A 13,044-nucleotide genomic window follows, 5' to 3' on the forward strand; every position below is an offset into this window, starting at 1 on the left:
ACGGACCGGGTTTTTTTTGTGCGCGAGCCTGACGCGGACAGGGTGGATCAATCCATTCACGCGTATATGCCAGTCTGGCGGCGCCGCGAGCGCTCAGCCACCATGCCTCTCATGCGCGTCGCTTCCGATGCGCCTTTTGCTCGCGGTGAGGCATGGTACGAATCTTCTTCCTGGCGGCCGGGCTGTCCTGTCTCGGCGCGTGTTCATGGTCGGGCCAGGGCCCGGGCGGTTCCTCGTGGCAGTCGGCGGGGCCGTCCGCGCAGGGCTTCCGTTTTGACTGGCAGCTTTCCGGCGATCCCGCCGTCGCGCCTTTGCAGGTCTTCGATGACGGCCGCGAAACCTGGCTGCAGTTCCTGCCGGGGCAGCCCCTGCCTGCCATATTCGGCATGGGCAGCGATGGCGAACGCGCCTTGCCGTATGTGCGGCGCGATCCCTATGTCGTGGTCGCCGGCGCATGGAAAGGCCTGTCTTTTCGCGGCGGAAGGCTGACCGCCAGGGCGCAGCGGGCGCAATCGGCCGATGCGGTCTCCGCGGCCTCGGCGCAGGGACGAGGGGCCGAATTGCGCTTGCCGGAATCGGCCGCCAGTGAACCGGACGCCGCGCACCGAATGCCGGCCGTCTCGGCGCAGTCCGGCACGCCATCCGAGTTCCCGGCGCCGCCTGCCGTGGGCGCCCTGGCCGCGTCAGGTCTGCTTGCGCGCAAGCCCCCCGAAGATCTCTCCCGCCTGGATGCGCCTGCTGCCGCACGGACTTCCCCGTTCCGCGCGGCGCCGCCTGACGCCACGCTGCGAGCCGTGCTGGCGCGGTGGGCGGACGCAGCGGGTTGGACCTTCCAGCCGCAGCATTGGGCCGTGGACGTGGATATTCCATTGTCGGCAACCGCCGAGTTCTCCGGCGACTTCAAATCCGCGGTGCGCGAATTGCTGGGCGCCACGGAACTGGCCGACAGGCCGCTCCAACCTTGCTTCTATGGCAATCGCGTCCTGCGCGTCGTGCCCCTTGCCCAATCGTGTTCGCGCGCGGCGGCGCAAGGAGCGGCAGCATGAACTCCAGACTGGTTCTCTTCGCCACGCTGTCCTGCGTTCTTGGCGGTTGCTCGGTATCGCAGCAGGTTTCCGACATGCGCCAGGCTGCAAATAGCAGGCATGCCGATGCCGCCGCCCGCCATCAGGCCTTTGCCGATGGCCTGTCCGACCGCCAGGCGCGCATCACCGCGCAAGAGGTGGCCACGCCATGGCTGGCGGGCAAGCCGCAGCCCCTGGCGCGCGAGGTCCTGCTCCCACCCGCGTTGCGCGAGAACGTGCAGACCACCCTGTTGCTGGCCGACGACGCAGACCTCCCCATGCTGGCCCAGCGGCTGACCGCCGCGACCGGGATCCCGGTGCGGGTTCGTCCCGATGCGCTGCTGCCTCAGGACCTGTTCCTGCCCCGCTTGGCCATCAGCGGTTCGCTCGCTCTCGCCGCGCCCGCGCGCATCGAGGTGCGCGCGGGTCCCCAGCCCCTGGCGGACTTGCTGGATGCGCTGGCTGCACGCTTCTCGATCCATTGGCGCTACGAGCACAATGCGATCGAGTTCTACCGCACCGAAACGCGGGTGTTCGATCTGCGCGCGCTGTCGCTGGCCAGCAAGGTCGACGTGAGGCTCGGTCGTTCGGGCAGCGCCGAAGGCGAGGGCTTCGAAAGCACGTCCACGACCTCCTTGTCCGCGGGCGAGCACAAGGCGTTGGCCATCCTGCGCGCCAATGTCCTGCCTTTCCTGACCCGTTCCGGCGTCATCGCGGAGCCGGTCGATGGCGCGGCGACATTGGTCGTCACCGACACGCCGGATGCCCTGGAACGGGTCGCGCGCTACCTCGAACGCGAGAACAAGGCGATGACCCGCCGGGTTCGCCTGGTATTCGAGGAAATCACGCTCATTGCCAATCACGAGGCCTCGGCGGGAATCGACTGGAGCGCCCTGTATGCCGCCGCCAGTGCAACCGCTGGGCTTGCGGTGCCCGGCGGTGCGCCCGGCGCCGGTGCCGGAATCTTCCAGGCCGCCGCCGGCAAGGGCCCCTTCCAAGGGTCACAAGCGCTTGTCTCCGCGCTCAGCGCCATGGGGTCGGTCGTGCGGCACAGCAAGATCCCGGTACTCACCTTGAATCGCCGGCCTGTCACGCATGCCGTCCGGACCACGTTTTCCTACATCGACCGCGTGCAGAGCACGGCAGTTCCTGGCATGACGTCCAGCGGGGCCAACGGTTCGCTGCCCGCCGTTTCCATCAGCCAGAAAGAGGAAACGGTCGGCTCCTTCCTGACGCTGTTGCCGGACATCCAGGAAGACGGCCAGATCCTGTTGTCCATCGCCTACGACAACGCCGTGGCGCAACCCCTGAAGACCATCACCTTCGGCGAGAACGCCAACCAGGTGCAGGTTCAGCAGATCACCATCGACGGCAGCGGCACCGTGCAGCAGATCGAATTGCGGCCAGGCCAGCCCATGATCGTCTCGGGCTTCGATCGCAAGCAGGACCAGCATGACCGCCAGCGGCTTGCGCCCGGGATGCCGCTGCTGGCTGGCGGCAAGGACAGCGCCGCCTCTGAACGCCTGACCACGCTGATCCTCGTGACGGCCCAGGTCGAGGAAGGATATTGAACGTGGACCGGGCCCCCCAAATCCTGCTGTTCGAATGTCCCGGCTCGGAACGGTTGCTGGCCTTTGGCTTGCGCTGGTTCGCGCTGATCGGATCCAACGTCCCCCAACTGGCGCGCTCGCGCGGACGGCGACTGCGAGCCACGCACTACGTCGTGGGCGGCGCGCCAGCGGCCGTGGCCGGCTATGGCCGGGCGCGTCCGGGCCTGCGGCGCAATCGCCGCGCGCGGATGGCGCATGGGGCAAACGCATCGCCTCCCCAGGCAGCCGCGCAGCTGTTTGCGCTGTTGTACCCAGAGGGCGGGCATAGTCTCGTGCGCATGCCGGACGGGCGCCACTGGCTGGTGGCGGCCCATGGCGGCGCGGTCCTGTCGCAGGCGGACAGGGTGTTCGCATCGTTTGAAGAGGCCCGGCGAGAGCAGCAGGCGCTGCTTGCGCTGCGGCCTGCCCTGAAAGAGCAGGCCGCCGAACAGGTCTGGGCGGCCTTGCTGCAGGCGGTCGAACCCGGCGCCGCGCTGGCGGCGCTGCCATCGCGCTGGGCGCAATTACCGCTGGCGCTGCGCATTTTCCTGGTGTGCATCGGCCTGGCCGCCGCCGCGCCGCCCTTGTGGAACACCCCATTCAGTCCGCTTTTCGGGCGACCGGTTGCCAAGCCTGAACCCGCGCCCGTTCGCGATCCGCTGGTGGATGCCTATCAGGCCATGCTGCGCGGCACGGCCGCGCACGCGCCGGCCGAACTGGGACGCCTGCTGGCTGGCGTGGGCAAGCTGCCGATACAGGTCCGGGGCTGGGCCTTGCGTCGCGCGCAATGCGATGCCGGCGCGCAGCAATGGAACTGCTCCGCCGTATACGCCCGGGCCCACCCGCAGGCCACCAATCAAGGCCTTTACGCTTTGCTGCCTGCCGGCTGGCAGGTGTCGTTCAAGCCGCTCGAGGAAGCCACGCTGATGTGGCGCATGGCATCGGGCGCGTTGCGGCTGGTCGACATGACCCTGCCCGCCGCCCTCCATGTCGATACCCAGGTGGCAGGGGGATTGCAGGGACTGCGGCCGGCATTCGCTTCCGTGTCGCTGTCGACGCCCACGCCGCTGCTGCCGCACGTGCCGGCCGCGACGCAAACGCATCGTGCCGCGCAGGCAGATCCGTCCCGGCAGGACATGCCGGTCATCAGGCGCAGGACGTTGACCTTGCACGGACCCTTGCGGTCCATGGCGCTCTTGCCCGGGCCCATCCCCGCAGCCCGATGGTCCCGGCTTGTGGTCAACGTCCAGCCGCAACTCCAGCCCAGTCTGACGTCCAGTGCGCTCGTCGCCGAATTGCAGGGGGATATCTATGAACAGGAATAAGCATGGCATTTTGCGCCGGCCGGTCATCGGACGGTTTTTGCTCGGCGTGGTAGTGGTGGGCGCCGCCTCGGCTTGCCGAGCGCAGGGCGCCTCCGTTCAAGCGCTGGAGCCGCAGCCCTGGCCCGAGGCGGAAACCGTACGCGCCCTGCTGCGGGCGGATGCCGCCGCGGCCCTGGCGGATTGCAGGGCGCCCGGCATCTGCGGGACGGGCGGGCAAGCCGCCCCAAGTGCCGCACAGCCTTTGCGCCGGTCGGACGACATTCGCGTCGCCGCGATATTCGGCACGGCCCGGAGCCTGAACGTCGATGTCGTGGTCAACGGTTCGCTGTTGCGCTACCGGGCAGGCCGAGCCGATCCCGTGGCGGGGACGGCCGCGCTGGACGCCTATCGCCTGCTGACCATCGATGGCGCTTGCGTCCGCCTGCAACGCGACGGCCGCGACCACACCGCCTGCCTGGACGCGGGAGGCGCCAGGCCATGACGCCGCAATCCTTGCCTGCCGCGGCATCGGGCGCGCCCGTGCCCGCGCTCGCCGTGCCCGAACTCAACACGCCCGAGGACATTGCGCGCCTGGAGCCGGCGTTTGTCAGGGCGCTGGGCAGCCAATTCGACCTGGCCGCGTTGGCCGGACGTCTTTGCCCCGTGCTCCTGGAAGGCGGCGAGGCCGCCGTCTTTGCGGTTCGGGAATATACGGTCGGAGACCAGATCGACGAGGTCGAGCGCATGATGAAGGCGGCGGGGTACCGCAAGGCGCAACCCGCCCGTTACGTGCTTCCCGCTCCGCTCCTGCTGATGATCGCGCGCGGCCAATTCACGGCTTCCGGGCCGGGCCGCTGGAACCGGGCAAGACAGGCGGAGCGGGTTTCGGCGCTGGCTGCGCTTTTTCTCGACATCGTTCGCTGGGGAGTCGCCCAGGGCGCAAGCGATGTCCATGTCAACGTGGACCAGCGGCGCGACACCGGCGACATCCGATACACCATCCACGGCGAGTATGTCGGCACCGACCGCTTTGCGGGGCTGTCCGGTTCCACGCTGCTCGAAGTGCTGGCCGTGGCCTGGATGGACGTGCGCGGGGGCAATGGCGCCGTGTTCGATCCGGCGCTCGAACAGCAGGGGCGCATCGCGCTGGAGGTGGACGCCGTTCCCATCGTGCTGCGCTGGGCGTCGCTTGCCGCCGACGCGGGGCCGTCGGTGTGCCTGCGCATCCTGCGGCTGGATGCCTCCGTGGATGGCGATCTGCTTGCGCTGGGCTACCTGCCCAGCCAGGCCGAGACCCTGCAGCGGGCGCGCGAGCGCGAGGGCGGCGCCATCGTGCTGGCGGGCGTGGTTGGCTCGGGCAAGTCCACCACCATTGCCGCGCTGATGCGGGGCATTGCGCCCACGCGCAAGGTCATCACGCTTGAAGATCCGGTGGAATATCACATCGGCAATGCGCTGCAGAACACGCTCGCTGGCGCGCTGGGCGATTCCGCCTGGCCGGCGCTGGACGCCAAGCTCAAGACGATCAAGCGGTCGGCCATGAACGATCTGCTGATCGGCGAGATCCGCGACACCCATACCGGGCGCGCCTTCATGGACCTGGCCAGTTCGGGCGTCAGCTTGTACGCCACCACGCACGCCGGTTCGGCCGCCATGATTCCCGAGCGCCTGGCATCCGACGCGATCGGCGTGTCGCGCGAGTTCCTCGCTTCGCCAGGCATCCTGAAACTGCTCATCTATCAGACACTGTTGCCCCGGCTCTGCAGTGGCTGCGCGCTCCCGGTGGACAGTCTCTGGACCGCCGGCCCGGGCCATGAACGGTCGGCGGGACAGGGCTGGCGGGCCTGGATGCGCGAACTCCAGGCGGCTTTCGACCTGGATGCCGGCACGCTCAGGGTCAGGAACGCCGCGGGCTGTCCGCAGTGCCGGCGCGCGCAATTGCCGGAACTGAACGGCACGGCGGGCCGCAGCGTTGCGGCCGAGATGATCGAACCCGATCGCGCGGAAGGATTCCTGGACCGGGTGCGCAGGCGCGACAACCAGGGGCTGAAGCAGCAGTTCCAGCCTGCCAGCCGAACCGCCTGGCGCGATGCTTCCACGCGAGGCGTGCGTGCGCTGGATTGCGCCCTCTACAAGGTCGGCACCGGGGAAATCGATCCTCGGACGCTGCTGCGCAGGTTTGAACTGCCCATTGCGCCGCAGGGCGTCCTGGCTGGGGCTGCCGGAGGCACGCATGGCTGATCGCTCATGGGTTTCATTCGCCGGGCTCCGGCTGCTCGGCGGCTACCAGGGCCGGATGGACGCGTTGCGGTTCCGTTCCCAGCGCGCGGATTATTACGAGTACCTGGCCGACGTCGTCGAAGGTACGCAAGGGCGCAAGAGCCTGCGCGACATCTTCGAGGACGACGCGCGCCGCTACGGGCAGGCCACCGTGCGCGGCCGCCTGTGCCTGCATTGGGCCGCTTCCTATCTGGACGCCGGAGGCGATTTGGGCGCAGCGTGGTCCGACACGCTGCCCCATGGCGAATGCCAACTGCTGACTTGCGTGCAGGAAGAGGGCGGAGACCTGGCGGCGGCGCTGCGTGACCTGGCGCGAGCCGTCAGGCTTTCTTCCGACGCATGGCTGGCGATGCTGTCGGCTGCCGCTACCGGCGTGGTGGCCGCCATGGTCGCCTTCGGCCTGCTGTGCGCCATTCCGTTCTTCAGCGTGCCGCGGCTGCAGCAGGTGTTTCAGGCCGTGCCGACCGAGGACTATCCGTCGCTGACGCGCGCGCTGTTCGCGCTGGCCGGCGGCCTGCGGCAATGGCTTGCGCTGTGGGTCGTGCTGATGCTCGGCGCGGTCTTGCTGAGCTTGTGGTCATTGGCGAACCTGACTGGCGCCATCAGGGCGGTGCTCGACCGCTGGCTGCTCTGGCGGCTCTACCGCGACTTTCAGGCGATCCGCTTTCTTTCTCTACTGTCCGTGCTCATCCGGCAGCACGGCGCGGCCGACACCCGCTTGCGGCATGCTCTGTCGGTGCAGGCGCGCGATGCGCCACCCTGGCTGCACGCGCACCTGCAGGCCATGCTGGACCGCATCGACGCAGGCGCAAGCGGCCCGGAGATCTTCGGAACCGGCCTGCTGGACCCGGAGACCTGGTGGTACATGGCCGACATGATGGACGCCCTGGGGGTAGAGCCCGGGCTGGCCCGCGTGCGCCATCGGGTCGAATTCCGCTTGCTGTCGCGGGTGCGGCGGCAGGCGCTCGTGCTGCGCTGGTCGCTGCTGATCTCGTCCCTTGCGGCCGTGCTGGGCATCACGCTCTGGCATTACGCAGTGATCGACGAACTGCGGCAGGCGTTGACCAATTTCTACGCCAGCCAGTAGGCGGTGGACGGCTGGCGACAACGGCGCAGCTGCGCTGCGCGCTTCATCCAAAGAGGGTAATCATGAAGAAACCAGGGAAGTTCCGGCCCAACGCTGCGCGCCAGCGCGGGTTTTCGTTGATGGAGGTGTCCATCGTCACGGCCATCGTCCTGTTGATCGCGATCGTCGGTATTCCGGCCATCGGCGGGTATGTAATCGAAAACAAGGTGCCGAAGGTGGGCGAGGAGCTGCAGCGTTTCATCGCCAGCATGAAGATCAACGCGCAGGGGGGAGGCATCACCCCTTACACAGGGTTGGATACGGGGGCCCTGGCCAATGCCTTGCGAGATTCCACCGTGCTTGCCGTCGCGGGCTCCGGGACCGCCGCAAGCGTCGCCCATGGCTTGGGCGGCAGCGGCACGGGCGGAAGCGGCGTGGTCGAGGTCGAACCCGCGGCCGTCGACGGCGCGGGCATGGGCTCCGCCTTCACGCTCACGCTCACCAGCGTCAGCCACGCGGCTTGTCCGGCGCTGGCGTCCGTGCTGCAGCGGGTGTCGGAAATCATCTCCATCACGGGAAGCAGCGGGGCCAAGGTGGTCAAGGACTCCATCGCCAAGCCCAGTACGCCTTATCGCGCCGCGCAGGCTCAGGCCCAGTGCAGCCAGGGCGACGTGAATACCTTTGTGTTCACGGCAAGATGAGCGCGCCCACTTGCCTCTCGGGCGGCCCGCGGCGCCAGGCGGGATTCTCGCTGGTGGCGATGGCGCTGGCCCTGGCCATCACCACCGCGGTCGCCATCTGGGCATCGAACGAAGTGGTGCATGCCATCGAATCGGCCGCCGCCCGGTCCACCGGCGTGTGGATGTCACAGATCCGTCTGGCGGTGGACGGGGTGATGGCGCGGCATTTCGATGTCATGGCGAAGGGCGAGCAGCCCGTGGACAGCCAGGGGCGGCCCATGTTCGGGGACGCATTCCGTCCCACCTTGGCCGAATTGCGCACGCAGGGTCATCTGCCGGCTGACTTTCCCAACCAGTCGGCCCTGGGCTTCGGAGCAGGCATCAGCATTTTCCGCGCCTCGGGGTGCCCGGGCGCGGCTTGCCGGATGGATGGCGTCATCTATGCCGACAGGCCCTTGCTAAAAAAAGGGACGCAAGTCCCGGACCTGGTCGCCATGGCTTCCGTCATCGAGGCCGCCGGTGGCTACGGCGGAGCCGTATGGCCGGACGCCCCAGCCCTGCTGCGCGGGGCTGCATACCGCTTTCCCAATCCGGCGGCGGCAGGGGCGCCCACCCATGCGCCAGGCACGCTCGCCCTGTGGGCTGGCGCTGGCGACGGGCAACCGGACATGAGCGGCTACGTGAAAATGCGCGATACCCGCAATCCCGAGCTGCAGGGCGATCTCTCGGTGGCGGGCAACATTGACGCGGGCGGGTATGTGACCGTGGGTGCCCGCGAGACGCCGGGCCATTACTGCGGGGCCAGGCCGGGGGTGCTGGCCAGTTCGGGCAGCGGGGAGCTGCTGTCCTGCGAGTCCGGCGTCTGGAGGCAGGCCAACGGCGGATTTGGGGGCGCCTACAGCATCAACTACCCGCTGGGATGCTTCCATTACACGGGCGTCTCCACGGCCAACCCCCGCACGGGCCAGTGTTCCTGCCCCGAAGGGTATGCGGGCGTCATCGTCTCCGCAGGGGGGAAATGGACCGAAACCGAGGGTTGGACGACCGGTTACGTCTGCCTGCGCTGACCCCGCAGCCACGCCCGTTTCCGCGCAATCCCGCCAACCCTCTATAATTGGCGATTCGCCTAAATTCTGCTTCATCCACGATGAAATCCTCCGAGATTCGCCAGCAGTTTCTGCAATTCTTCAAGTCCAAGGGACACACCATTGTTCCCTCGTCGTCGCTCGTCCCGGGCAACGACCCGACCTTGCTCTTCACCAATTCGGGCATGGTCCAGTTCAAGGACGTCTTCACGGGCAAGGAATCGCGGTCGTACACGCGTGCCACCTCGTCGCAGCGCAGCGTGCGCGCCGGGGGCAAGCACAATGACCTGGAGAACGTGGGCTACACCGCCCGTCACCACACGTTCTTCGAAATGCTGGGCAATTTCAGCTTTGGCGACTACTTCAAGCGCGATGCCATCCAGTACGCCTGGGAATTGCTGACGCAGGTCTACAAGCTGCCCGCTGAAAAGCTCTGGGTCACCGTCTACCAGGAAGACGACGAGGCCTATGACATCTGGGCCAAGGAAGTCGGCGTGCCGGCCGAGCGCATCATCCGCATCGGCGACAACAAGGGCGCGCGCTACGCTTCCGACAACTTCTGGCAGATGGCCGACACGGGTCCCTGCGGTCCCTGCTCGGAAATCTTCTTCGACCACGGTCCCGACGTCTGGGGCGGCCCCCCGGGATCGCCCGAAGAAGACGGCGACCGCTACATCGAAATCTGGAATCTGGTGTTCATGCAGTTCGAACGCGATGCGGCCGGCAACATGCCGCGCCTGCCGCGTCCCTGTGTCGATACCGGCATGGGCCTGGAACGCATTGCCGCCGTGCTGCAGGGCGTGCATTCCAACTACGAAATCGATCTCTTCCAGCACCTGATCGCCGCCGCGGCTCGCGAAACGGGCGTCAAGGACCTGGAAAACAACTCGCTCAAGGTCATCGCCGACCACATCCGCGCCTGCTCGTTCCTCATCGTCGACGGCGTGATCCCCAGCAACGAAGGCCGCGGCTACGTGCTGCGCCGCATCGTGCGCCGCGCGCTGCGCCACGGCTACAAGCTGGGCCAGACCAAGCCGTTCTTCCATCGCCTGGTGCCGGATCTCGTCGCCGAAATGGGCGACGCCTACCCCGAACTGGCCGCCACCGCCGACCGCGTGGCCCAGGTCCTCAAGCAGGAAGAAGAGCGCTTCGGCGAAACCCTGGAACACGGGATGCGCATCCTCGACGGCGCCCTGGCCAATGTGCCCAAGGGCGGTGTGCTGGACGGCACCACGCTGTTCACGCTGTACGACACCTACGGCTTCCCCGTGGACCTGACCGCCGACATCTGCCGCGAACGCGAAGTGGACGTCGACATGGCCGGTTTCGAAGTCGCCATGGAGCGCCAGCGCGACCAGGCCCGTGCGGCCGGCAAGTTCAAGATGGCCGAGGGCCTGAGCTACGAAGGCGCCGAGACGCGCTTCGAAGGCTACGAAAAGCTCGAGCTGGACGGCGTCAAGGTCACCGCGCTGTACGTGGACGGCACCCAGGTCCAGGACGTCAAGGCCGGCCAAAGCGCGGTGGTCGTGCTCGACGCCACGCCGTTCTACGCGGAGTCGGGCGGCCAGGTGGGCGATACCGGCCTGTTGGAAGCCGATGGCGTTCGCTTCGCGGTCGCCGATACCCTGAAGATTCAGGCTGGCGTGTTCGGCCACCATGGCGTGCTGGAATCCGGCTCGCTGTCCGTCGGCGACACCCTGCTGGCCCGCGTGGATGCGGTTCGCCGTGCCCGCACGGTCCGCAATCACTCGGCCACCCACCTGATGCACAAGGCCTTGCGCCAGGTGCTGGGCGCGCACGTGCAGCAGCGCGGCTCGCTGGTGGACCCCGACAAGACCCGTTTCGACTTCGCGCAGGATGCGCCGCTGACGGCCGAGCAGATCGCGCGCGTCGAAGGCATCGTCAACGCCGAAGTCCTGGCCAACCAGCCCACCGTCGCGCAGGTCATGGCCTACGACGATGCCGTGAAGGGCGGCGCCATGGCGCTGTTCGGCGAAAAGTACGGCGACACGGTGCGGGTGCTGGATATCGGCTTCTCGCGTGAGCTTTGCGGCGGCACGCACGTCAGCCGCACCGGCGATATCGGCCTGTTCAAGATCGTCTCCGAGGGCGGCGTGGCCGCGGGTGTGCGCCGCATCGAAGCCATCACCGGCGACAACGCGCTGGCCTGGGTGCAAAACCAGAATGCCCTGCTGACGCAGGTCGCGGGCATGCTGCGCAGCACGCCCGCGGACCTGCCTGCCCGTATCGCGCAGGTCCAGGATCAGGTCAAGGCGCTCGAAAAGGAACTGGAGCAATCCCGCAACAAGCTGGCCGCCAGCGCCGGCAACGACCTCGCCTCCAGCGCCGCGGTCGACGTCAAGGGCATCAAGGTCCTTGCCGCCAGCATCGGCGACGTCGATCCCAAGGCGCTGCGCGGCATGGTCGACAATCTGAAGGATCGTCTGAAGCCCGCCGTCGTGCTGCTTGCCACCGGTTCGGCCGACGGCAAGATCAGCGTGGTGGGCGGCGTGACCGCCGACCTGACCGACCGCATCAAGGCCGGCGACCTGGTGGGCTTCGTCGCCAGCCAGGTGGGCGGCAAGGGCGGTGGCCGTCCCGACATGGCCATGGGCGGCGGCACCGACATCGCGGCGCTGCCCGCGGCGATCGCCGGCGTCCAGAAGTGGGTGGGCGAGCGCCTCTGATGAGCGGGGGCGACACCAGTCTCGAGGCCGGCGCCCAGGCGCCGGCGTTCGATCAGGAGGTCGATGCCAGCGGCCTGACCTGCCCATTGCCGATCCTGCGCGCCAAGAAGGCCTTGGCGCAAATGGAAAGCGGCCAGGTGGTGCGCGTCATCACGACGGATCGCAACGCAATCCGCGACTTCCAGGCCTTTGCTCGCCAGACCGGCAACGCGCTGGTCGCCCAGCAAGAGGCCGAAGGCCGTTGCGTGCATTTCCTGCGCCGGCGCTAGTCCGCACGAACCCTGCGCCTGCAAGAAGGCCCGCATGTTGCGGGCCTTTTTTCATGGATTCGAGCGCCTATCTGTGGATGGCCGCAGCGACCGCCTGGGTGATCGTGAAGTCCACCAGGTCGCCTTCCTTCAGTTGCTGCAGCTTTGCCCGCAGGGCCGGGTCCCGGACCTGAATGGTGCGCCTGCCGCCCTCCGGCCCCTTCAGGATCACGAGGTTCGCGCTGCGGTTGATGTGCCAGATCTCGGCCGTGATGGTGGTCTGGCGGCCGATGGCGCCGCCGGGGCGGGCGCCCTTGGCGCTGCGTTTCGCAGCGGTCTCGGTCACTACTTCCGGCGCGCCGGAACCGGCCGGGCGCACATCGACCGCAACCGACTCGTAATAGTCGAGCGTCAGGGTGTCGCCGGGCTTGATCTGCTGGAAGTTGCGCACGTCCGGTCCGGCAACGACCTCCACGGTGTTGCCATTGGCGCCGCGCAGCGTAATCGTGCGGGTGGCCTGGTCCACCGCCGTGACCTGACCCGAGGCGGTTGTCAGCGCCGCGCCGATCACCCGGGCGGAGGCGCCCAGCGGCAACGCCATGGTTCCCGCCAGCAATCCGGCCAAAGCCAGGCGCGCGACGGGGGCGAAGACTGATTTTTGGTTCTTCATGGTGGTGCACCCTCCGGTAAGAGGAAGTTCTTGGGGAAAACGCAGGGAAAAACGGGGGCAAGGTCGCCGGGCCAGGCCGATGCGGACTCAGGGAGGGGGGCGGGAAAGCGGGGCAAGGTCGGCGCCGCGACGGGACGCAGGAGGAGGCGGGGCGCAGCGCATTGCGTGGGTCGACATGAATCCGATCTCTCCAATCGGGTTGTTCTTCAGGCGTACCAACTGCTCAAACGCATAAAAGTAGGCATGCGGCAGGCACAAGCGCCGCTGGGCGGCTACACTTTGGGCTGCGGCGGGCCAAAGCCCGTGTTTCTAGAATACCCGGATGTGGTGTTTTACGATACAAATCACGCCGCATCACAGATTTTCAGCAC

At 67.8% G+C, this 13,044-nt stretch carries 11 protein-coding genes; 10 read left to right on the top strand and 1 reads right to left on the bottom strand.

Going from position 1 to position 13,044, the window contains the following annotated elements; translation table 11 throughout:
- The first annotated feature begins 152 nt into the window (after positions 1-152).
- The 10 genes from ABE485_RS13265 (at position 153) to ABE485_RS13310 (ending at position 12,024) form a co-directional block, all read left to right on the top strand.
- Positions 153-1,046: a TcpQ domain-containing protein gene (locus ABE485_RS13265; RefSeq protein WP_346515754.1), complete on the top strand. Its 894-nt coding sequence runs from the start codon at positions 153-155 to the stop codon at positions 1,044-1,046.
- Positions 1,043-2,635 carry a hypothetical protein gene (locus tag ABE485_RS13270; protein ID WP_346515755.1) on the top strand — a complete coding sequence of 531 codons (1,593 nt, stop codon included), beginning with the start codon at positions 1,043-1,045 and terminating at the stop codon, positions 2,633-2,635. The genes ABE485_RS13265 and ABE485_RS13270 overlap by 4 nt, the downstream gene beginning before the upstream one ends.
- Before the next feature lie 2 nt (positions 2,636-2,637).
- A complete protein-coding gene (locus ABE485_RS13275; protein WP_346515756.1) occupies positions 2,638-3,978 on the top strand; it encodes a hypothetical protein in 1,341 nt (446 codons plus the stop codon).
- Entirely contained in the window at positions 3,965-4,459 is a 495-nt protein-coding gene (locus tag ABE485_RS13280) for a hypothetical protein (RefSeq protein ID WP_346515757.1), read from the top strand. The genes ABE485_RS13275 and ABE485_RS13280 overlap by 14 nt, the downstream gene beginning before the upstream one ends.
- Positions 4,456-6,198 (top strand): ATPase, T2SS/T4P/T4SS family, encoded by a 1,743-nt coding sequence (locus ABE485_RS13285; protein ID WP_346515758.1) that lies wholly within the window; start codon positions 4,456-4,458, stop codon positions 6,196-6,198. The genes ABE485_RS13280 and ABE485_RS13285 overlap by 4 nt, the downstream gene beginning before the upstream one ends.
- A complete protein-coding gene (locus ABE485_RS13290; RefSeq protein WP_346515759.1) occupies positions 6,191-7,324 on the top strand; it encodes a hypothetical protein in 1,134 nt (377 codons plus the stop codon). The genes ABE485_RS13285 and ABE485_RS13290 overlap by 8 nt, the downstream gene beginning before the upstream one ends.
- Positions 7,325-7,386: 62 nt before the next feature.
- A complete protein-coding gene (locus ABE485_RS13295; RefSeq protein WP_346515760.1) occupies positions 7,387-8,004 on the top strand; it encodes a type 4 pilus major pilin in 618 nt (205 codons plus the stop codon).
- Positions 8,001-9,050 carry a prepilin gene (locus ABE485_RS13300; protein WP_346515761.1) on the top strand — a complete coding sequence of 350 codons (1,050 nt, stop codon included), beginning with the start codon at positions 8,001-8,003 and terminating at the stop codon, positions 9,048-9,050. Before ABE485_RS13295 ends, ABE485_RS13300 begins: the two co-directional genes overlap by 4 nt.
- Before the next feature lie 80 nt (positions 9,051-9,130).
- Complete coding sequence (gene alaS / locus ABE485_RS13305) at positions 9,131-11,755, top strand: alanine--tRNA ligase (RefSeq protein ID WP_346515762.1); 2,625 nt, start codon at positions 9,131-9,133, stop codon at positions 11,753-11,755.
- Entirely contained in the window at positions 11,755-12,024 is a 270-nt protein-coding gene (locus ABE485_RS13310) for a sulfurtransferase TusA family protein (RefSeq protein ID WP_346515763.1), read from the top strand. Before alaS ends, ABE485_RS13310 begins: the two co-directional genes overlap by 1 nt.
- 67 nt (positions 12,025-12,091) lie before the next feature.
- On the opposite strand, the gene ABE485_RS13315 is transcribed toward ABE485_RS13310, so the two are convergent.
- The gene (locus ABE485_RS13315; RefSeq protein ID WP_346515764.1) at positions 12,092-12,673 is read right to left on the bottom strand and encodes a hypothetical protein; all 582 of its coding nucleotides are present in this window, start codon (positions 12,671-12,673) and stop codon (positions 12,092-12,094) included.
- Positions 12,674-13,044 lie beyond the last annotated feature (371 nt).

Origin of the sequence: Achromobacter spanius (assembly GCF_039673305.1) — a bacterium.
GTDB classification, from domain to species: Bacteria; Pseudomonadota; Gammaproteobacteria; order Burkholderiales; family Burkholderiaceae_B; genus Achromobacter; species Achromobacter spanius_F.